At 42.0% G+C, this 20,170-nt stretch carries 13 protein-coding genes; 8 read left to right on the top strand and 5 right to left on the bottom strand.

Going from position 1 to position 20,170, the window contains the following annotated elements; all coding sequences use genetic code 11:
- Window positions 1-100 precede the first annotated feature (100 nt).
- Entirely contained in the window at window positions 101-1,924 is a 1,824-nt protein-coding gene (yidC, locus tag ACX3PU_RS02715) for a membrane protein insertase YidC (RefSeq protein WP_459083365.1), read from the top strand.
- A 59-nt stretch (window positions 1,925-1,983) separates the two neighbouring features.
- On the opposite strand, the gene ACX3PU_RS02720 is transcribed toward yidC, so the two are convergent.
- On the bottom strand, window positions 1,984-2,568 hold the full coding sequence (locus tag ACX3PU_RS02720) for a ribonuclease HII (protein WP_459083492.1): 585 nt from the start codon (window positions 2,566-2,568) through the stop codon (window positions 1,984-1,986).
- A gap of 134 nt (window positions 2,569-2,702) precedes the next feature.
- Here ACX3PU_RS02720 and ACX3PU_RS02725 point away from each other — a divergent pair, with 134 nt between their 5' ends.
- The 7 genes from ACX3PU_RS02725 to argS all read left to right on the top strand — a co-directional run bounded on the left by ACX3PU_RS02725 (window position 2,703) and on the right by argS (window position 15,414).
- A complete protein-coding gene (locus ACX3PU_RS02725; protein WP_459083366.1) occupies window positions 2,703-5,666 on the top strand; it encodes a SusC/RagA family TonB-linked outer membrane protein in 2,964 nt (987 codons plus the stop codon).
- Window positions 5,667-5,679: 13 nt separating this feature from the next.
- On the top strand, window positions 5,680-7,128 hold the full coding sequence (locus ACX3PU_RS02730; RefSeq protein WP_459083367.1) for a SusD/RagB family nutrient-binding outer membrane lipoprotein: 1,449 nt from the start codon (window positions 5,680-5,682) through the stop codon (window positions 7,126-7,128).
- A gap of 89 nt (window positions 7,129-7,217) precedes the next feature.
- Complete coding sequence (locus tag ACX3PU_RS02735) at window positions 7,218-7,718, top strand: DUF4251 domain-containing protein (RefSeq protein ID WP_459083368.1); 501 nt, start codon at window positions 7,218-7,220, stop codon at window positions 7,716-7,718.
- A gap of 497 nt (window positions 7,719-8,215) precedes the next feature.
- Window positions 8,216-11,173 carry a SusC/RagA family TonB-linked outer membrane protein gene (locus ACX3PU_RS02740; protein WP_459083369.1) on the top strand — a complete coding sequence of 986 codons (2,958 nt, stop codon included), beginning with the start codon at window positions 8,216-8,218 and terminating at the stop codon, window positions 11,171-11,173.
- A gap of 11 nt (window positions 11,174-11,184) precedes the next feature.
- Window positions 11,185-12,759, top strand: a complete 1,575-nt coding sequence (locus ACX3PU_RS02745; RefSeq protein ID WP_459083370.1) for a SusD/RagB family nutrient-binding outer membrane lipoprotein — start codon at window positions 11,185-11,187, stop codon at window positions 12,757-12,759.
- 66 nt (window positions 12,760-12,825) lie between these two features.
- Complete coding sequence (locus ACX3PU_RS02750; RefSeq protein WP_459083371.1) at window positions 12,826-13,500, top strand: hypothetical protein; 675 nt, start codon at window positions 12,826-12,828, stop codon at window positions 13,498-13,500.
- A 150-nt stretch (window positions 13,501-13,650) separates the two neighbouring features.
- Window positions 13,651-15,414 carry an arginine--tRNA ligase gene (gene argS, locus ACX3PU_RS02755; RefSeq protein ID WP_459083372.1) on the top strand — a complete coding sequence of 588 codons (1,764 nt, stop codon included), beginning with the start codon at window positions 13,651-13,653 and terminating at the stop codon, window positions 15,412-15,414.
- Between the two features lie 182 nt (window positions 15,415-15,596).
- Here the strand turns inward: argS and ACX3PU_RS02760 are convergent, their stop codons facing one another.
- Genes ACX3PU_RS02760 through ACX3PU_RS02775 form a run of 4 tightly spaced genes read right to left on the bottom strand, consistent with a single transcriptional unit; the run spans window position 15,597 to window position 20,158 of the window.
- Complete coding sequence (locus ACX3PU_RS02760) at window positions 15,597-16,085, bottom strand: DUF4920 domain-containing protein (protein WP_459083373.1); 489 nt, start codon at window positions 16,083-16,085, stop codon at window positions 15,597-15,599.
- A 37-nt stretch (window positions 16,086-16,122) separates the two neighbouring features.
- Window positions 16,123-17,253, bottom strand: coding sequence for a cytochrome-c peroxidase (locus tag ACX3PU_RS02765; RefSeq protein ID WP_459083374.1), 1,131 nt, complete (start codon window positions 17,251-17,253; stop codon window positions 16,123-16,125).
- 5 nt (window positions 17,254-17,258) lie between these two features.
- On the bottom strand, window positions 17,259-18,803 hold the full coding sequence (locus ACX3PU_RS02770; RefSeq protein WP_459083375.1) for a DUF6850 family outer membrane beta-barrel protein: 1,545 nt from the start codon (window positions 18,801-18,803) through the stop codon (window positions 17,259-17,261).
- A 2-nt stretch (window positions 18,804-18,805) separates the two neighbouring features.
- Window positions 18,806-20,158, bottom strand: coding sequence for a DUF4876 domain-containing protein (locus ACX3PU_RS02775; protein WP_459083376.1), 1,353 nt, complete (start codon window positions 20,156-20,158; stop codon window positions 18,806-18,808).
- Window positions 20,159-20,170 lie beyond the last annotated feature (12 nt).

Here is a 20,170-nt window from a genome sequence, read left to right on the forward strand (position 1 = left end):
AAAAAAAAAATAGTAATTTTGTGACCTTGAAATTTGCACTAGGCTATAGAATAGTTTTAGAGGAAGTTAATTTAGATACAGACCAAATACGATATAAGGAATGCGACAAAATAACGGATTAGACAAGAATCAGTTAATTAGTTTTATGCTCTTCTCAGCACTTATGCTAGGGGCGATGTTCTATTTTCAGAACAAACAAAACAAAGAAGCCGAAGTAAAAACCCAAGAAGCGGCCGCAGTCGCTCAGAAGGTAGAGGCAGTAAAGCCCGCTGAAGCTGCGATTTTGGCCTCTACTGATAGTGCCGAGGCTTCTGTTCAGACCATCCCTTTGGAGTCCGAGGAGCTACGGCTTGAATTTTCCACTTTAGGGGGAGGGGTTTCCAAAGTAGAGCTTAAAAATTACAAAGCGTACGATTCCAAAACAGACAAAGCGGATTTGCCCCTGGTCATTGTTGAAAAGAACAGTGCTTCTTACGGATTTGAATTTAAGGACAAAACGGGCAAAACCATCAATACAAAAGATTTACTCTTTTCTCCTAGTCAGAATGGTAATCAACTGACCCTTACGGCGCAAAGTGCAGGAGCCAATATTTCATTTGTTTACACTTTAAATCCAAATTATACGCTTGATTTCAAGGTGAGAACAAAAGGTCTTTCCCAAATCTCAAACGATTCCAAAGCTGCCTTTAAATGGGACTACAATGTAATCAATGTGGAGAAAGGACGTAGCCAAGAACAAACGCATTCCGAATTTTCTTACGCATTTAATAATTATAAATCCTACGATTACGATGGGAGAACAGGCTTAGACGAAAAAGGAGAAACCCTAAACTGGATTGGAGTGAAGCAGCAGTTTTTCGCCTCTATTATTGAGTCTTCGAATGGATTTAATGGATCTGTTGGAAATCAGGATATGATTGAAGAAGGACCCTATTTAAAGAAATTAAACTTTTCAGGGGATGTTCAAATGACGGCAGGAGAGTTAAACCAAGATTTCAATTGGTATTTCCTTCCCCTAGACTTGCCCCTTTTGAAATCATACGATAAGAATTTTGATGAAATCCTTCCTTTGGGATGGTCTTTCATTGGAACGATTAACCGTTGGTTTTTCATGCCTTTGTATAACTTCATTTCGTCCTTCGGAATTGCCGCAGGTTGGGTCATTTTCCTAATGACCATTATTGTGAAATTAATCCTCTCTCCCGTGATGTTCAAGCAGCATAAGCTTAGTGCGATGATGCGAGTCATTCGTCCAGAAATCGACGAGGTAAATAAACAATACAAAGATGCTGATGCGATGAAGCGTCAGCAGGCCACGATGGCAGTCTATCGAAAGGCCGGGGTGAATCAAATGGCCGGTTGTTTACCCGCGCTACTTCAGGTGCCTATTTTCTATGCACTCTTTCGATTCTTCCCTAACTTTATTGACTTGAGAGGAGAAAGCTTCTGGTTTGCAAAAGACCTAACCGCATACGACGATTTGATTCAACTTCCGTTTGCACTTCCTATCCTTGGAGACCATTTAAGCGTATTTGCGATTGCATGTACGGCTGTGATTTTAGTGTACACGATGCTTACCGCTGGGAACATGCAGCAGCCTACTGCGCCAGGAATGCCTAATATGAAGGTCTTAATGTATATCTTCCCTATCACCTTCTTGTTCTTCTTAAACACGATGGCTTCAGGACTTTCATGGTATTATTTTGTTTCCAATGCGATTAACATTGTCATTATCCTTGTGATCAAATATTGGATCTTGGATGAGAAAAAAATCCATGCACAGATTCAGGCGAACAAAGCCCAACCTAAGAAAGAAGGGAAGTTCCAAAAGCGTATGCGAGAAATGATGGAGCAGGCTCAAGAGCAGCAAAAAACCCAACAAAATCAAAAAAAACCTAGCTCGAATCGTTCGAATAAGAAGTAAGGTTTAGCCCAATAAAAATGAAAACAGGAAGCAAAAGCTTCCTGTTTTCGTTTTTTATATTAGTCGTATTTGAGTCGAAAACTTTGTCGATGATAGGGAGTGGGTCCAAATCGATTGAGGGCTTCGCGATGTACTTTGGTTGCGTATCCCATGTTTTTATCCCACCCGTACTGTGGAAACTCGGAATGAAGTTTACCCATGAGTTCATCTCGATAGGTTTTTGCTAATATAGAGGCGCAAGCCACTGAGAGAACTTTAGCGTCCCCTTTGACCACGCAGGTGTGAGGTATCGATCCGTAGGTATGAAATCGATTTCCATCGACAACAATATGCTCCGGTCTTACTTTTAAGTCATCTATCGCGAAATGCATCGCCTTAATACTTGCATTTAAGATGTTATGCTCATCGATCACAGCCGGGGGTAACTCCGCAATTGCATAGTCCCATGCATGCTGTTTAATATACAAAGCCATCTGCTGACGGGACTTTGCGGATAGTTTTTTTGAGTCGTTTATTAATTCATGAAAAAAATCTTCTTTTAATATGACGGCTGCGGCGACTACTGGACCCGACAAACAGCCGCGACCTACTTCGTCGCAACCTGCTTCTACTAGGCTATTTGTCAATTTTTTTATTAACATAATTCGTATTCGTTTTAATTCACATAAAGCGAAAATCCTTTCCCAAATATAAAAAATTTTTAAGAATTTATTAACTAAACGTTTGGTCAATTTAACAAAGTTTTGCACATTTGTCTATTGAAAAAATTTAATTTGATATGAAGAAACTAACAACAAGCGTTTTAGCCGTTGTGTTGACTTCGTCATTTGCACTTGTAAATGCGCAGGTTGACACCACTAGAACTGCAGATATCGAGGGCGTTGTCGTAACGGCACTCGGTATTAAAAGGGAGAAAAAATCTCTAACTTATTCTTCACAAGAAGTGAAGGCAGATGAAATTACCGGCGGGACGACCAACACTGGTAACGTAGCTTCTCAACTTTCTGGGAAAGTGGCAGGTTTACAGGTGAACACTAACAACAACTTTGGGGGATCTACCAACCTTGTTATTAGAGGGTACAAATCGCTGAATGGTGGGAATCCATTAGTCGTAATTGACGGATCGCCCGTAAGTAACAATTCCTTATCTGGTTTCTATGATTTCGGTAACTTCTTATCGGATATCAACCAAGAGGACATTGAATCGATGAACGTATTGAAAGGAGCTGCGGCTTCGGCTCTTTACGGAGAGAGAGGACTTAACGGGGTAATTGTGATTACTACCAAGAATGGACGTGGATCAAACGATAGCCGTTGGGGGGTAACGCTGAATACAGCAGCCAACTTTGGGGTAATTGATAAATCTACATTCCCAGAATACCAAAACAAATTTGGTGGTGGATACGCAGGGAACGATTTCACGTTTGGTTCTGATTACACGAACTACAACGATGACGGTTCCTTCGGACCTGCTTACGATGGACACCCAATTTACCATTGGGACTCTTTTGACCCAACGTCGCCAAACTACGGGAAAATGAGACCTTATGTAGCAGGAGCTCATACACCAGTAGACTTCTTCGAAACGTCTTCGAATTATGTGAACTCGATCACATTAGAGAAAAGTGCTGAGAAATCTAACATCATGCTAGGATACACAAACCAGATGATGACAGGGATTATGCCGAATTCTAATTTAAGAAAGAATACGCTATCCACTAAGTTCAACTTTGATTTTACAGATAAACTATCAGCAAGTATCTACTCAACTTTGACACTTCAAGATACGAAAGGTCGTAACGAAACTGGGTATTCTGATAACCAAATGTCTGCTTTCAGACAATGGTGGAACGTAGATGCGGATATGTATGCACTTAAGAATGCTTACAACAGAACAAAACAAAACATCACGTGGAACAGAAAATCTCCAACCAATCCAACACCGGCATATTGGGATAACCCTTACTTCGCAAGATATCAAAGTTATCAGACCGATGATAGAATTAGAAACTTTAGCTATGCAGCCGTTGACTATAAATTTAGTCCAAATGTTTCTGCAACCGCTAAATTATCTTATGACTATTTAGGAATGACGCTTGAGGAAAGATTAGCTGCAGGTTCTGCTCCAAGAGGATTTGGTGCTTCAGGTGACAACGTTACCTCTGGGTATTCAAAACAAACGATTAGACAAACCGAAGCTAACTTCGATTTATTAGCGAATTACAACTTTGACTTAAGTGATGATATGGACATCTCTGGGGTTGTGGGAGGAAACGTAAGAAGAAACCAATATGAATCTGACTATGCTTCTACAGAAGGTGGATTAGCACTACCAGGTTTGTATGCTCTTTCTAATTCTGCGGGACAACCTTTACCTGTTAGTGAGACTTTAAATAAAATCGCGACTGCAGGTGCGTACGCGACTGCGTCATTAGGGATTTTAGATACTTATTTCATCGACGGTACTTACCGTGTGGATAAATCATCAACTCTTCCAAAAGATAACAATGCTTATGGATACGGATCTATTGCAGGATCTATTGTTCTTTCCAACCTGGTAAAACCTAACTTCTTAAGTTTCTGGAAAATCCGTGGTAACTACGCTGTAGTTGGGGGAGCAACAAGTCCTTACCAGCTTAAGAATACCTATGGAAACATTGGTAACTTCGCAGGTGTAGTATTGTATGATACTGCTAATACTCTTGCAAACGCTGAACTTAAGCCAGAAAGATCGAAAGAGGTTGAGTTAGGTATGGAGGCGCAATTCTTCAGAAACAGATTAGGATTTGATGTAACTGTATACGATACAAGAACTGAAGACCAGATTATTAGCTTACCAATTTCAGTAGGTACAGGATATTCTGCAACTGTATTTAATGCAGGTCGTATTGACAACAAAGGGATTGAAGTTTCAGTTAATGCAACTCCAATTAAAACTTCCAATTTCTCATGGGATATGGACATTAACTTTGCGAAAAACAAAAACAAAGTTGTGGACTTAAACGGTGTTGATAATTACCAATTAGGAGGTTACCAAGGTGGTGTTACATTAAATGCAACCGTTGGTGAAGCGATGGGTACTTTAAGAGGTACAGATTATGTATATCACGAAAACGGTCAAAGAATTGTTAGATCAAATGGTCTTTGGCAGAAATCGGGTAACAGAGAAGTAATTGGAAATATTACTCCGGACTGGACTGGAGGGGTTAGAAACTCCTTCAAATACAAAGGTCTTAGTGCAAGTTTCTTAATTGACGTTCAACAAGGAGGAGATACCTTCTCTACTGACTTATGGTACGGGTACTCTACTGCGCTTTATGCGGATACAGTGGACCCAATGTACAGAGATCCTAGCGGAGTTGTACTACCAGGTGTTGATGCAAACGGAAATCCAAATACGGCAGAAATTGGTAACGGTGCATTAGATGCAAATTCATACTTTGGTTACAACCCTAAAGGGTATGGAAACGTTCCTAACAGTGAGCACGTATACGATGCTTCTTACGTGAAATTAAGAGAAGCTAGTATCTCTTATGCACTTCCTAAATCAATCCTTTCTGGAACATTTGTGGAAGCAGTTACAGTATCCTTAGTGGGAAGAAACCTTTGGATTATTCACAAGAATCTTCCGTATGCAGATCCTGAAGCAGGAGTTGGTGGTGGACTAAGATCAAGAGGTAACTCAATCGGTGTCTTACCAACTACTAGAGATTTTGGATTTAATGTCAATATTAAATTTTAATACTATTTGAACAATGAAAAAGTTAATTTATATAGCGTGTAGTATATTCCTTGCTACTTCAATCACAATGTCTTGTGAAAGGGATATCTCGAGCCTCAACGTAAATCCGAAGAAACCGGAAGTGGTTCCGTCCGCAAATTTAGTGGCGGCCTCTCAACAGTATCTTGCGGAACAGTGGGTGACTCCAAGTGTGAACTTAAATATTGCGAGATTCTTTACTCAACAGTGGACAGAAACTCAATATGTAGATGAAACCAACTACAATTTTGTAACTAGAAACCAACCTCAGAATCATTATAATACATTGATGAGGGATATTTTAGGACCACTTAAGACCGCTTCGGTTTATTTAGAAACAGAAGCAGAAAGTACAAATTATAGTACTGCAGATCAGGCTAAAATCAAAACCAATAAGCATGCAACGATCGAGCTTCTTTCTGTGTTTGCTTGGGCTAATTTAGTGGATACTTTTGGAGATGTTCCTTATTCAGAAGCACTTCAGAATGGAGAAACTAAAATTTTGCAACCAAAATACGATGATGCAGCTACCATTTACGCAGACTTAGAAACAAGACTGAATGCTGCTTTGGCTTCCATTACTCCTGGTCTTCCAGGATATGATGTAGATCTTGTCTACAAAGGAAACATGTCCAAGTGGAAAAAATTTGGAAATACCTTGAAGTTACAGATGGGATTAAACTTGGCTGATGTAAACCAAGCGAAAGCCAAAACGATGATCGAAAGCGCATACCAAGATGGCGTGATTTTAACGGAGGCAGATGCTTATTCTCATCCTTTTATGAACGGTCAGTTTGCAAATCCAGTTTATCAAAATTTAGTAGCGAGTGGTCGTGATGACTTTATTCCTGCGGATGTGTACATGAATTACTTAAAGAGTGTAAACGACCCAAGAGTACCAAAATACTTTACAGTAGATAAAGATGGAAATTACGAAGGTGGTCCTTATGGAGTACTTGCTGCTTACGCAAACTACTCACACATTTCACCAGACATTACAAAAGCGGACGTTCCGGGTAGAATTTTAGATGTTGATTACACGAAATTCATGCTATTAGAAGCTGCTGCTAGAGGATTTAGTGTTGGGAAAACTGCTGCTCTTTGGTATGTGGATGCTGTAACACAGTCTATGAATACATGGGGAGTTGATGCTGCCGATACGGCTGCTTTCCTTCTTGCAAATCCATACGATGCGGTTAACTGGAAGAAATCAGTTGGTTTAGCTGCTTGGAGTGCAATGCACAACAGAGGAATTGAAGCTTGGTACTTCTTTAGAAGACTTGATTCACCTACTCTAGTGGTTCCAGGAATTGCAGACGGGTTGGTATACAGAATGCCATATTCTAGTAACGAATATTCAACTAACGAAGTGAATGTGAAAGCAGCAGCTAGTGCTATTGGAGGAGACTCTTATACGACTAAGTTGTTCTGGGACATTCATTAATATTTAGAATTATATTTTTAAACCGCCTTCGGGCGGTTTTTTTTACCTTTATACAATTCTACCATACACAACACCAAAATCGAAATCCTATGAAAAAAATTCTATTTAATACCTGCATGATTGCCCTTCTGGCGACACTTATTAGTTGCTCGTCCAAGAAGGTAAGCTTTGAGAATATACAACAGATGGTGTATTCTAACAATTTTAACTTCATTGCGAAAGATTATACGAGTCGAACGACTTATAGTGCGCCCGCTGGCACCGGACGGATTGTGAGTACCACAATTCAAGACGGGACAAGTGATAAAATAGGTGTGCAAGTGAATCACGACGAGTTAAGAATCAATTTGCCAATTAACGACAAGGAGTCCAAATTAGACAAGACCTCTTTGGTGGCACTTTCTCAAGACTTCACCGTCGCTAGAAAAACATTGGACAATGGAAACATTCTTCTTAATTTCTTTTTGAATGACCAAACCGATATTAACCTTGTGAAAATGGAGGTGGATAAATCTGGAAAGATTGATTGCTCCATTGAAGGACCCAATCAGAAACCTCTCCTTTTTGTAGGGACAATTGAAAAGAACTAAAATTTCTAATTTGATTTAATGAGCCGCCTTTTGGCGGCTTTTTTATGCTCATATTTCAGCTTTTTTGAAGCGCTTTCGCAAACCCTCGAAGTTTCTTTCTTTTTTAACGATTGATGCTGGATCAAAGGATTGTTACTCACAATCGTTTTCAGTATGTAGTATGGTTACGGGAGATCTGACCTTACTATCCAATGCGATTTATTCAATAGTTTGCTTTTTTTTCATGTGTTTTCTAATTCTGAGTAAAGGAATGTTGGTTTTAGTAGAATGAATATTTCCTTTCATTTAAGAAGGTGAAATATCATAAATGTTTTCTGTCAAGTCGCTTAGGACGGGCGTTCACAAAGTTTTATATGAATGCGATTCATATTGTGGTTAATGTATTCAATCTGACATTTTCGTTCATTATCTAAAATTTATTAAGAAATTTTTAACAAAACCCTTTGTGGTTTTAACAAATATTTGCACATTTGAATATCCAAAAAATTTAATTTGATATGAAGAAATTAACAACTAGCGTTCTGGCCGTTGTATTGACCTCTTCGTTTGCGCTCGTGAATGCGCAACAAGGGGACTCGGTAAGAACTCAAAACATTGGTGAGGTAGTCATTACCGGAGCCTTGGGTATCAAAAAAATTGTTGATGCTCAAACTTCTGCTCAGCAAGTTGTAACGGCTGAGGCCTTAAACCAAGCCTCGAACTCGAATCCAATTCAAGCTTTAACAGGGAAGGTATCGGGGTTACAGATTACTCAAACCAATAGCAGTGTCAACAGTTCAAGCTCCATTCAGCTGAGAGGAGCTCGTTCCATTACAGGGAACAACGAAGCACTGATCGTAATAGACGGGGCAATCTCCACGGCCTCGATCTTTCAACAGTTGCCTACCGATGTTATTGAATCGGTAAACGTAATTAAAGGGGCGCAAGGATCAGCCCTGTATGGATCAGACGGGGTAAACGGGGTGATTGTGATTACCACGAAGCAAGGATCAAGACGAGGTCTTACTGTAAATTACAGTGGGACTGTAGATTTTGAACAAGTTGCGAAGCTTCCAATTCGACAAACAAACTACGGCCAAGGTTGGGACGGTGCGAGAGACCAATATGAAAATGGGGCGTGGGGTCCCGCTTTTGATGGATCTATGACCACTTATGGATATCCACTTTACGATTATGACGGAGATGGCTTCTTTAATTTGGATAGCTGGAATTACGGTTCCGACGATATGACTTCTGGAGACATTCCAGCTCAGATTGCCGGCAGGTATGAGGCGAGAGATGAGGTGAAGAAGTTCTTTAAAATGGGTTCTGTCTTTAGTAATGATTTAACGATTAATGCGGGAAGTGAAGGGAAGTATGCCCTTTTGAATATTTCTCATATGAATCGGAACTTTGTAATCCAGGATGATACGAACCGAAGAACCTCTTTACTCTTTAAAGGGGGAGCTAAGGTGAACAAGTGGACGATCGACGGAAGTGTGAATTATATTCGAAGAACGACTTCTGAAACCAATGGAGGTCTTTATTGGGATTTACTTCAATCGGCACCAGACATTCCAGTTACGGCGTACAAAGACTATCCGGACAATGCCTATGCATGGAATATCTATTATTTAAACCCGTACTGGTACATTAAGCATAACCGAAGCAATTATTCTGGAAATTTCTTAAATGCAACCGCGTCCTTGGGGTATCAAGTGAACGATCATATTTCCGTAAAGTACACGGGGAACATACAGAACAACAATACAACAAGTACTCAGTACCAAGACGATTGGTCTAACTCGTTGATTCACCCGGATTACAGACCTTACATTAGTTCCATTGTTTCCAACCTAAATATTCGTCAAACGAATGATTTGAGATACTACGGCGATTTACTCGTTAATTTCAATTACGACTTGACCGAAGATTTGAACATGAACTTAACGGTGGGAAATAACTACCAAGAAAGACAATACAAAGTGTCTGAAGCGGGAGGGACGAACCTTGACATTGCAGGACTATATTCCATTTCAAACGTAACCAAACCCTACGCGGCAACAGCCCTTGAAAATGGAACTTACAGAAGAAACTCTTACGCATTCTTTGGTAACTTAGACTTAGCGTATAAAAACTTCCTATTCTTAAATGCAACGGGAAGAAACGAATGGACTTCTGTGCTTCCAAAAGACAACAATTCATACTTCTATCCTTCTGTAGGACTTTCCTTTGTTCCAACAAAAGCATGGGATTTTGGTGGAAATGTACTTAACTACATGAAAGTGTCTGCTAACTGGGCGCGTGTAGGGAACTCAAGTTCTATCGGTTGGTATGGTATCAACCAGATCTCAGAGATTGGAAGCGGATTTCCGTACACCAACGGTAGTCTTTCGTATGTAAATTCACTGAATGCAACGGATCCTGAGATTCGTCCAGAGTTCGTAACCAGTAAGGAGATTAACTTAGCATTAGGATTCTTAAGAGACCGGATCACACTTTCCGGATCTGTGTTCCAACAAGATACTGATGATTTGATTACCACTCAAACGACATCGAATGCCTCTGGGATTAACACCAAATTAATTAACATTGGTCTGATGCAGTCCAAAGGTTTAGAAATTGATTTAGGCGTTTCTCCTATTCGCACGAAAGATTTTACGTGGGATATGAACTTCTCATATTATACGGCGCAATCGAAGGTACTTAAGGTGACCGACGAAACCGACGAAGTAAGTTTACTTACATTAGGATCAAGAGCAGGTATTTACGCAAAAGAAGGATACTTGTTCCCGCTCATTAAAGTAAACATGATGCAGCGTGACGAAAATGGGAACATTATCGTGAATTCCGCAACAGGAAATCCACTTGTGACTTCCAATTTAGTGGAAGCTGCCACTGCGGTGCCGAAACATACCTATGGATTTACAACCAACGTACGATACAAAGGACTGAAATTAGGGGTGGTAATGGATTACAGAACCGGACATAAATTTGTTGGGGATGTGGCCAATGGGCTTTCTTTTAACGGAACTATTTATGAGTCTGGACAAATGGATAGAACCCAAGGGTATATCATTCCAGGATCGGTTTACGATAACGGTAGTGGAACCTACGTTCCCAATACGGATGTCTATGTAGGAGGTAATCACGCAGACTACGGTGGTGTACTTTCTTACTATTCAAGTATCTACAACCGTATTGGTGAGAACTTCCTATTTGATGCGACCGCATTCAAGGTTAGAGAATTATCGCTTAGTTATTCTTTATCTCAAAACATTCTTGCCGGTACAGGTATGAACGAACTGACCTTCGGAGTGCATGCGAGAAATCCATTTGTGAAGTACGCGGATGACAACTTAAACTATGCGGATCCGGAAACGAGTTTCACCTCAGGGAATGCGAAAGGAATTGCGACCAGTACGCAATACCCTAACCAAAGAACCTACGGTTTCTCATTAAATGTTAAATTTTAATCTCGAATAATATGAAAAAGTATATAATCGCGTCGTTAGCTGGACTTCTAGCTTTAACGTCGTGCAGGTTGGATGATAATTTAAATCCAAACAAACCCGTATCTTCTGCCATTAGTTTAAAGCAAAGGTTAGCCGCGGCACAAACCTCAACCTACGCGATTCAGGCAGGTCGAATGAATGCCCTTGGAAATCTGTGGATGAACGCATGGACAGGGAACAATTACCAGTACGGAAATCCCGCTACAGATGAAACCAACTTAACGCTCCATTCAGGCTTTTATGCTGGTATATGGAACGATATGTACCGTGCAGTGACGCGCCTTCAGGTGATGATCGATTCAGATCAGGCCGCGCAAGCACCTAATCACGTGGCCATTGCTAAGATTATGAAAGCGTACTACATGCAATACATTGTGGATCTTTACGGGGACATCCCGTATACCGAAGCATTTCAAGAAGCGGATCTTGTAACACCCACATACGATAACGATGCAGATGTTTATAAGGCCTTGGCAACTGAGTTAATGGAAGCGATCACTCTTATCAATAACAGCGGAAGTGCTGATTTTGCGGTGAGCGCAACGGAAGATGTCATGCTTGGCGGAAAAATGGCTGAGTGGAAGAAATTCGCAAATACCATTCTCTTAAAGTATGCAGTAAGATTATCCAATACCACGGACGGTACTGGAGTAGCGACCAGAAATGAAATTCTTGGAAAACTTGCAGGAGCACAGTTTTTAACGGCGGATGTAAAAATTCAACCGGGATACAATGCCTCCACGGCTGCAAGTCAGAACCCTTTATACAACTGGTTTGGTAGACAAACAGCGACCGGATCTTCCAATACAGGAGGGTACCTGCTATATCGCGCTTCAGACCATATTGTGAAAACCTTAACAGGGGACGTAAATAAAATTACAGCCGGGGTAGTAGACCCTAGAGCGGGCTTCCTCTTTGCAACGGCGACGGAGTATTGTACAAAAATAGTATCTTACCAAGGGCTTGTTCAAGGAGCTGTCAAAGCTGTTGACGACTGCCCAGATGGCACCAAACGTGCAAACGGAAACTTCTCCGGTTTCGGTGGAATCTTTGCCCAAGCGGCCGGTACGGGATCTAGTGCACCCGGTGTGGTCATGTTCCTTGCGGAAAGTGAACTACTTCAAGCCGAAGCTGCTGTCTATTATCCAGGTACATTCTCAGGAGGTCAATCGCATTTTGAGAAAGCGGTACAAGCTTCGTTTGTGGCTGACGGACTCACAGCGGTAGATGCAACCGCATACTTAGCTGCGATTACGGCCAAACCACAAGTAGGTTGGGGATTAACGAAAGAAGATCAATTGGCAGCAATTCAATACCAAAGATGGATTGCACTTACCAATTACAACGCACTTGAAACCTTTATTAATTACAAGAAAACGGGGTACCCTGTAACGCCACTTTCTTTATCAACTTCAAAAACAACCAAACCGTTTAGACTTGTATATCCTGCATCAGAATATTCTGCGAATGCGGCGAATGTACCTCAAATGACGGGAGACGATGTGTTTGATAGAGCAAGCGACCTTACCCCTTTCTGGTATAAATAAGAACAAAGCTTGCTAAAAATTAAAATTAATGAGCAACTCAAAAGTTGCTCATTTTAAATCTTATCCATGAAGAAAATCATACTTATCTTTTGTCTTGTTTCCGGTATCGTATCCTTTGCTCAAAATTGGGCTTCAGGTGGAGACTCCTTTGAAAGCGATAGACTTCGCTCCGTCCTTTCTAAAAAATCTGTCCAGTACAATGAAGTAGAAGGGTCGGTCTATTTGAATGATAAATTCATAGAGGCGCAAATTAAAGGCGTGGAAGGGCAGTGGCCTGTACGTTACGATGCATACAAAGACGAGATCGAAGTAAGCAAAGATGGGGAAGTATTTGTTCTCAAAAAAGAACCAGAATTTGAGGAGATCAATTGGATAGGAAAGGGAGATAAGGCCCGTTTGGTGTCCTATGAGGATGGAAATAAGAAGGTGTTAGGGTATTTGTTCTTAGTGGAGCAGACGCCAACTTACACTTTGTATAGAAAAGACAAAGTCAATTTCAAAGAAGCCAAACAAGCGAGCACTCCCCTTGAAATTCAATTGCCAAGCCGTTTTGTACCTAGTTCTACGACGTATTACATCCAAAGTGGAGATACGTTCTATGAAATTGCGAAGAAAGGCAAAGGGTTAGAAAGTCTTTTCCCAGAAGGGAAAAAGGGTCTTTCCAATTGCGTAAAAGAGTCGAAGTTAAAAGAAAACGAACTCTCAAGTGTGAAGGCCTTTTTGAAATGCCTTCCCAATTAAAACAAAACCAAGTCACAGGATATTCCTGCTTCATAACTTGTAATTTTTTCAATCAAGTTAGAGAGGCTAATATGAATTAGCCGAAATCGACTCATGTTTCATGAGTCGATTTTTTATTTTGCAGTATATTTGCATAACAAACCCTTAGAAATGACAATTAAAGCCACACTACAGAAAAAACTCTCTGAGTTAATTCAGAATTTATATCAAATTAATGACATCACACTCGAGGTCCAAGACAACAAAACGGATTTTGAGGGAGATTTCACAGTGGTGATATTTCCTCTTGTAAAACTATTGAAAAAGAGTCCTGATTTAATTGGTTTGGAATTGGGAGGAGCCCTTACGGGCAATACAGATTTTGTTCATGACTTTAATGTGGTGAAAGGGTTTTTGAATTTGAAGTTGAAAGATGAGTTCTTTCTGAAAGAACTTTTAGCCACCCAAAGTGGACTCGATCAAATTGAACAGAAAGAGAAGACTGTGATGGTAGAGTATTCCTCGCCGAACACAAACAAACCTCTGCATTTAGGGCACATCCGAAACAACCTTTTAGGGTTTTCGGTCGCTGCTATTTTGAAAGAAGCAGGCTATCATGTGGTCAAAACTCAAATTATAAATGATCGTGGAATCCATATCTGTAAGTCGATGCTTGCGTGGCAGGAATCTGGACTAGAACAAACCCCTGAGTCCACGGGACTTAAAGGTGACAAATTGGTGGGAAACTACTATGTTGCTTTTGATAGGAAGTATAAGCAGGAAATAAAGGAATTAATGCAGTCCGGACTCTCGGAAGCAGAGGCAAAAAAAGAAGCCCCTTCTATTAAGAAAGCGCAGCGGATGCTACTCGACTGGGAGAAAGGAAATCAAGAGGTTCGTGATTTATGGAATACCATGAATTCTTGGGTTTACGAGGGTTTTGGAGAAACCTACAAGAACCTTGGAGTTGATTTTGATCAGGTCCAATACGAAAGCAATACGTACCTATTAGGAAAGGATATCATTCAAAAAGGACTCAATGAGGGAGTCTTTACACGTCGTGAGGACGGATCCATCTGGGTGGATCTGTCTGCTGAGGGATTGGATGAAAAGCTCCTTCTTCGCTCTGACGGAACCTCCGTGTATATGACGCAAGATTTAGGAACTGCAGTGCAGCGATTTAAAGACAATCCCATCCATAAGTTAATTTATACCGTTGGAAATGAACAGGATTACCACTTTCAAGTCCTTTTCAAAATATTAGGGAAATTAGGATATTCTTGGGCAGATCAACTTTATCACCTGTCCTATGGAATGGTGGAGCTTCCCGAGGGTAAAATGAAATCTAGAGAAGGGACGGTTGTAGATGCAGACGATTTAATGGAGGAAATGTACCTTACAGCCAAAGAGAAAGCGCAAGAATTAGGAAAGCTTGAATCCTTAAACGAGGAGCAGAAAGAGGCCTCTTACAAGGCTGTGGGTCTAGGAGCCTTAAAATACTTCATGCTAAAAGTGGACCCTAAAAAGAAGATGCTTTTTAACCCAAAAGAGAGCATAGATTTTAACGGAAATACAGGTCCCTTTATTCAGTACACTTATGCACGAATTCAGTCCTTACTTAGTAAGGCAGGCTTCGAGGACTCGACTGAGATCTCTTTCTCTGGTGAACTAAATGAGTATGAGAAAGAACTGATTCAAGTACTTTCCAATTATAAAGAAGTGGTAGGGAAAGCAGCGGATGCTCTTTCACCAGCACATGTCGCTAATTATGTATACGAGCTCGTAAAATCCTACAACGCATTCTACCAAAATACTCCCATTTTAAATGGGGAGCAGGAGCAAAAGAACTTACGCTTAACTCTTTCGTTTGTAACAGGGAGGGTTATTCAGCGAGCCTTAGGCCTTCTGGGGATTTCAACCGTACAAAGAATGTAAAAGACTACCTTTCAAAATTCGTTCTTGAAATACCTAGTTCAGAGCTGAAATTACATTGCAACTTATATAAGACCACTGTTTTGAGTGGTCTTTTGATTTTTTAAGGTTTGGGGCAAATGAAAAAGAGCTGAATTCTTTTTTTAGAAAACAGCTCTTACAAATTGACTAGAGAAAGGGGTCGTTTAGTTTACGACCTTGATGCCTGAAGCAAGCACGCGAATCTCTGTTTGTGGTTTCGTGATTTTTGCAATCTCTGAAGCAGATTTTCCTGCATCCTGAGCGTAGTGCTTAAGTTCTTTAACCGAAGTCACCATCTTTTCCGCATCAGCATCTAAGAGAATGGTTTTTCCCATAATGTCTTGAGGAAGGAAAAATGCGTAGTCTTTCATTTTTACAAACACGCGTGTGTCCATGTCATTAACAAGGGTTAACCAGCATCCTTTCTTTTCACAGACTCCGCTTACCTCTGCTCGGATCACAAGGTTTTCTAATTTGTCTTTACTTGACATCTCGCGAACAAGTTTGTCTGCACTGTATACATCGAAGGTTTGAGCTTCACTAACACCAGAACCGTACTCTTGACCCTTGGTTGCAGGGGCAATATCCGCTACTTGAGCATTTAGAGTAAGGGAGGCTAAGAACAGGCCGGTTAGAAGGATTAATTTTTTCATAACTTTATTTGTTGATTATTTATTGTGTATAATTTTATTATTTTGGAAGCTCGGGAGCTCTCATTTTGTAACGTAAACTGTGGAGCGATTTAAGGAAGTTTTCAAGGTCCACAAGTTCAGTTTCTGAAAGATTAAGACTGGTTAGCATACCGGATTTTTCTGGTGAGATTCCCCGCCCGCTTTCTTTCCATTTCTCATTGGGCATTCCTGCGTTGTACATATTTAATACGCCACGAATATCGGGAAACAATCCGTTATGCATGTAGGGGGCAGTGTGAGAGATTTCTCGAAGAGATGGCGTTTTGAATTTCCCGACATCTTCCTTGTTTTTGCTGATTTCGTAGCGTCCTAGATCTTCGTATTCACGGTCGAAATAAGTAAGTCCTACATTGTGAAACTTCTGATCTGAAAAGTAGGGTGTATTGTGGCAGTTAATGCAATTGGCTTTGGTTCTAAAGAGATGAAGTCCTCGAACTTCGGAATCGCTAAGTGCGTCTTTTTTTCCTTTTACAAATTGATCGAAACGAGTAGCGGGACTTAAAAGGGTCCTCTCAAAGGTTGCAATGGCTTTGTCTATTTTGTCTTGTGTGATTTTCCCTTCGCCAAAAGCCTCTTCGAAAAGCGGTCTGTACGCTTTTATCTTGGCTATTCGTTTTACGGCAAGTTTGGAATGAATATTCATTTCCACTGGGTTTTCAATTGGGAATTTCACTTGGTCTTCTAAATCCTTTGCTCTCCCATCCCAGAATAAGGAAGTGGCGTACGCAATGTTTACAAGTGTAGGGGTGTTTCGTATGCCTAGTTGGCGATCGTGGCCATACGCGACTCTTCTTGCGTCTGCCCACATCAGTTCCGGATCGTGGCAACTGGCACACGAAATTTGGCCGGACTCAGAAAGTCGAGGATCAAAGAAGAGAGTTTTTCCAAGTTCTTCTTTTTCTTTGCTGTAGGGATTGTCTTTCGGGAATTTCGGTTTGGGAAGGGGGCCAATGTCCTGAAAACCCTCGCGAGCCTCCTCAAACAAATGAGCTTCTGGCCAAGTGGAGGGATCTCCGCTGGAGTACAGGGCTCTTAAATCAATGCCTCGGTCGGCGCGCGTGGATTCATTCACCGGAGTGAAGGAATAAACTAAAACCAGAAGCGCGACAAGCGGAAGTACAAATTTCATAGTCTTTAATAATAAATCACAAGTCCAAACTCGGCAGAGCTGTAAGGACGGTTAAAATGGTCCGGAAGTTCACTTGAACTGCCGTTTTTAAATAAGCCCTCAAAATTAGCGAAAATCTTATAATTCGAGTCTTTTTTGAGTTTTCCAAGGAATGCGACTTCTAAAAACCCTCCGGTTTTGCTTAATCCCTCGTAAAGGTGATCCGGCGAAATGACGTTCGTGTAGAAGAACGAATCGGAGGAGGCCGCTGCATAATTTAAGCTGGTCTTTAGCGGGATGTACTGCTGGAGACCCAATTCGAGGCTGAGGGTGGCTTTTGGGTTTTGGTAGATTTCTTTCAGACCGCTAAGTTTCATCGTCCAGCTATCGGCAATCTTGTCGGTCACGCCCAGAAGGTCTCGCGCCCTAAAGAAATGCAGGGCATTTGAAAAACGAAGCCCGTAGTTCAGTCCCTTTTTATTTTGGGTCGTCAGCTGCGTGTTTAAAAAGAATTTATCAGAAGTCAGTCGGTAGTTCTGACCCTTTTCCTCCTTATTGTAATTGTCCCCGGTTTTAATGCTAACGCCAAAGTCGGCTAATAGTTGATGCGCACCAATGTGTGTGAGAAAGGTCCCAAAGGTGGCATGCTCCATAAGCCGGTATTTCATTTTGAGGAGCTGAGGATCGATATACACCTGGCTATTGGCGTCTTTGCCAAAGATCTCCTCCAGAGCATAGCGGTATTCGTAGTTTAAATTGAGCTCAGACTGCAGCGTTTGGTATTGGTAGCCTGCTCCGAACTGGTACTTGTAGGTCTTGTATAAAAAGTCCGAATAGGATTGAAAGTTAACCACGCGACCGTAGCCGTTCGAGAAACGAACGTAGGTGTCGGGATAGGCGGGGGCATTAATGTACTCATTTACGGCCATCACGTCGTTGGTCTCGGTGCTGCGCCCCACGCCGGCAACAAGGGATAATTGGTGCGCGCCCAGCTGATAACCCGCGCGCAGTTTTGCGCCGTAGTCGGCCGTAAGGACCGAGGGTCTGGGATCGGCTTTTCGATACGAACTCTGGGCGTTATAGTATCCTTCAGCGCCCAATCTGAGTGGCCCCTCTTTTAAGGTGGCCCCGCCGCTTAGGGTGTAATTCTGAGTTTCCCAATCGGCTGGCTTGGGAACCAGCAGGTAATTGGGGTTTAAAACCAAATCCGAATCGGTGCGTCTGGAACTGAGGTTATAACCCATGTTTTTTTCCATCCGGTGCTCGTACCCAAACTGGCCAAAGAGTCTTAGTTTTTCACTCGGGTTGTAAATCCCTTTTGCCTCAAACCGGTAGGCCGTAGACTGCTCCGGGGTTTGCACCCGTTTGAGTCCCGCATCTACCACTTCGTGCGAGAGCTTAGTGAGGGTGTAAGTAGCCAAATTTAAATTGGTGACCTGCAAAGGATTTTGCTTAAGCGCACGCTCGTAATTTTGGTGCAGCGCCGTTTGAGCCACATTAAGAGTGTCTTTAAGTTGTGCTGAGAGCACGCTAGTTCCGAGGATAAATCCGGTCAGTAAGAGTCGTTTCATTGTTAATTGGCGAAGCCTTTAGGGGTCGCTTTTTCCAGTTTAATAAAGTCGTTCGAACTGTTATTGGTGTCTTCCAGAATTTTTCTTCCACTCGGTAGGGTGGTTTTGGTTTTGCGGATGACACTTTGGGAATTGTAGGCAGCATCCGTGTTTGTGTGGCCTGCATCCACGGAGGAGGTTAGCATTTTAGGCCTTGGCGAACTCGGGTTGTAATGTTGAAGTTCCACGCCGTCAATAAGAAGGCTGCTTGGTATTTGTTTAAAGTAGCTGGAATTGGAACTTACCGTCGTCACGCTAGGATTGGTGTAAGCGCCAAAGGAAGCAAAGTCCTCGGTTCTAAAGATGGCAAAGCTGTCCCTTCCAAAAGAATCCATTAAAAGATCCTTGTTGTTAGAATAGTATCCCGGAATCCCCCAGTAGGCAATCTGCACGTCGGGAACCGCGGGATTTTGAATGTCGGATTTAAAGACCGCCTCACCGATGCTTTCTCTAAAGTCTCCCAGGTACACCTCAAAGTCGGCGCCGCTTAAATCCACCGTCAGACTTGGGTCGCGCACTTCGATCGGGTCTCCCGTGTTATCTAGTAGGGGCGCTTTATGGTTTACCCCCGTTGCGGCCACTAAGAAGCTTTCTCCGGGCTCAATAGGGTAGCTGATTCCGGTTCCGGGAATCTGAATCACATAGTCCGCGTAGACGTAGTCGGTGTTTGCTTTACTGCCTAGACTCATGCCGAGGGATTTGGACCAATCGTATTGTCCGTTAGGCAGCGTATAGTCCGCGGTCGTGGTGTTGATTTTTCCAAAAAGCTGCGCAATGTAAAGGCCATCGGCGTAGAGCGTCTCGTTGGAATTGTTGTAAATTTCAATAAATTGATCTCGGAACATCGCCCCTTGGGTGGTGTGGGAGCCCGAGTAGTAAATTTGTTTAATCACCAAATTTCCTAACCGCGCCGTTTTTAATGCCACGAGCGTCGAGGTCACATTCACGTTCACCGTCACGTTTTCTTGAACGCCGTTAAAGTGCACCTCAGGCACCTGCGGGTCGTAGCCAAAGCGCTGCGTAAATTGGTCTCTACTCAGTGTGGAGGTGGCCGTTACGGTGTAGTTTCCCGGCAGTATTTGAGTGAAAGCGGCCTGGCCGGTTTCGTTGGCATTCTGCGTATACACGTCCCCCGTCCCTGTATTGGTAAGAACCACTGTAGTGCCTGGTGAGGCCTCCGCATTCAAGTCGGAATCGTAGTGAGTGCTCACGGTGAAATCCACGGGTTGTAAGGCAGTGGCGCCTTTGCCGAAGTCGTCGTCTCGGCAGGAGAGGACGATTAAGAAAGCAAAAAGGCTGTAAAGAAGGTTTTTCATTGGTGAGGCATT

Source organism: Chryseobacterium sp. A301 (assembly GCF_054489425.1).

Bases quoted from the DNA above. Each gene is read 5' to 3' on its own strand.
- yidC (WP_459083365.1), top strand. From the start codon at position 101: ATGCGACAAAATAACGGATTAGACAAGAATCAGTTAATTAGTTTTATG.
- ACX3PU_RS02725 (WP_459083366.1), top strand. From the start codon at position 2,703: ATGAAGAAACTAACAACAAGCGTTTTAGCCGTTGTGTTGACTTCGTCA.
- ACX3PU_RS02730 (WP_459083367.1), top strand. From the start codon at position 5,680: ATGAAAAAGTTAATTTATATAGCGTGTAGTATATTCCTTGCTACTTCA.
- ACX3PU_RS02735 (WP_459083368.1), top strand. From the start codon at position 7,218: ATGAAAAAAATTCTATTTAATACCTGCATGATTGCCCTTCTGGCGACA.
- ACX3PU_RS02740 (WP_459083369.1), top strand. From the start codon at position 8,216: ATGAAGAAATTAACAACTAGCGTTCTGGCCGTTGTATTGACCTCTTCG.
- ACX3PU_RS02745 (WP_459083370.1), top strand. From the start codon at position 11,185: ATGAAAAAGTATATAATCGCGTCGTTAGCTGGACTTCTAGCTTTAACG.
- ACX3PU_RS02750 (WP_459083371.1), top strand. From the start codon at position 12,826: ATGAAGAAAATCATACTTATCTTTTGTCTTGTTTCCGGTATCGTATCC.
- argS (WP_459083372.1), top strand. From the start codon at position 13,651: ATGACAATTAAAGCCACACTACAGAAAAAACTCTCTGAGTTAATTCAG.
- ACX3PU_RS02760 (WP_459083373.1), bottom strand. From the start codon at position 16,085: ATGAAAAAATTAATCCTTCTAACCGGCCTGTTCTTAGCCTCCCTTACT.
- ACX3PU_RS02765 (WP_459083374.1), bottom strand. From the start codon at position 17,253: ATGAAATTTGTACTTCCGCTTGTCGCGCTTCTGGTTTTAGTTTATTCC.
- ACX3PU_RS02770 (WP_459083375.1), bottom strand. From the start codon at position 18,803: ATGAAACGACTCTTACTGACCGGATTTATCCTCGGAACTAGCGTGCTC.
- ACX3PU_RS02775 (WP_459083376.1), bottom strand. From the start codon at position 20,158: ATGAAAAACCTTCTTTACAGCCTTTTTGCTTTCTTAATCGTCCTCTCC.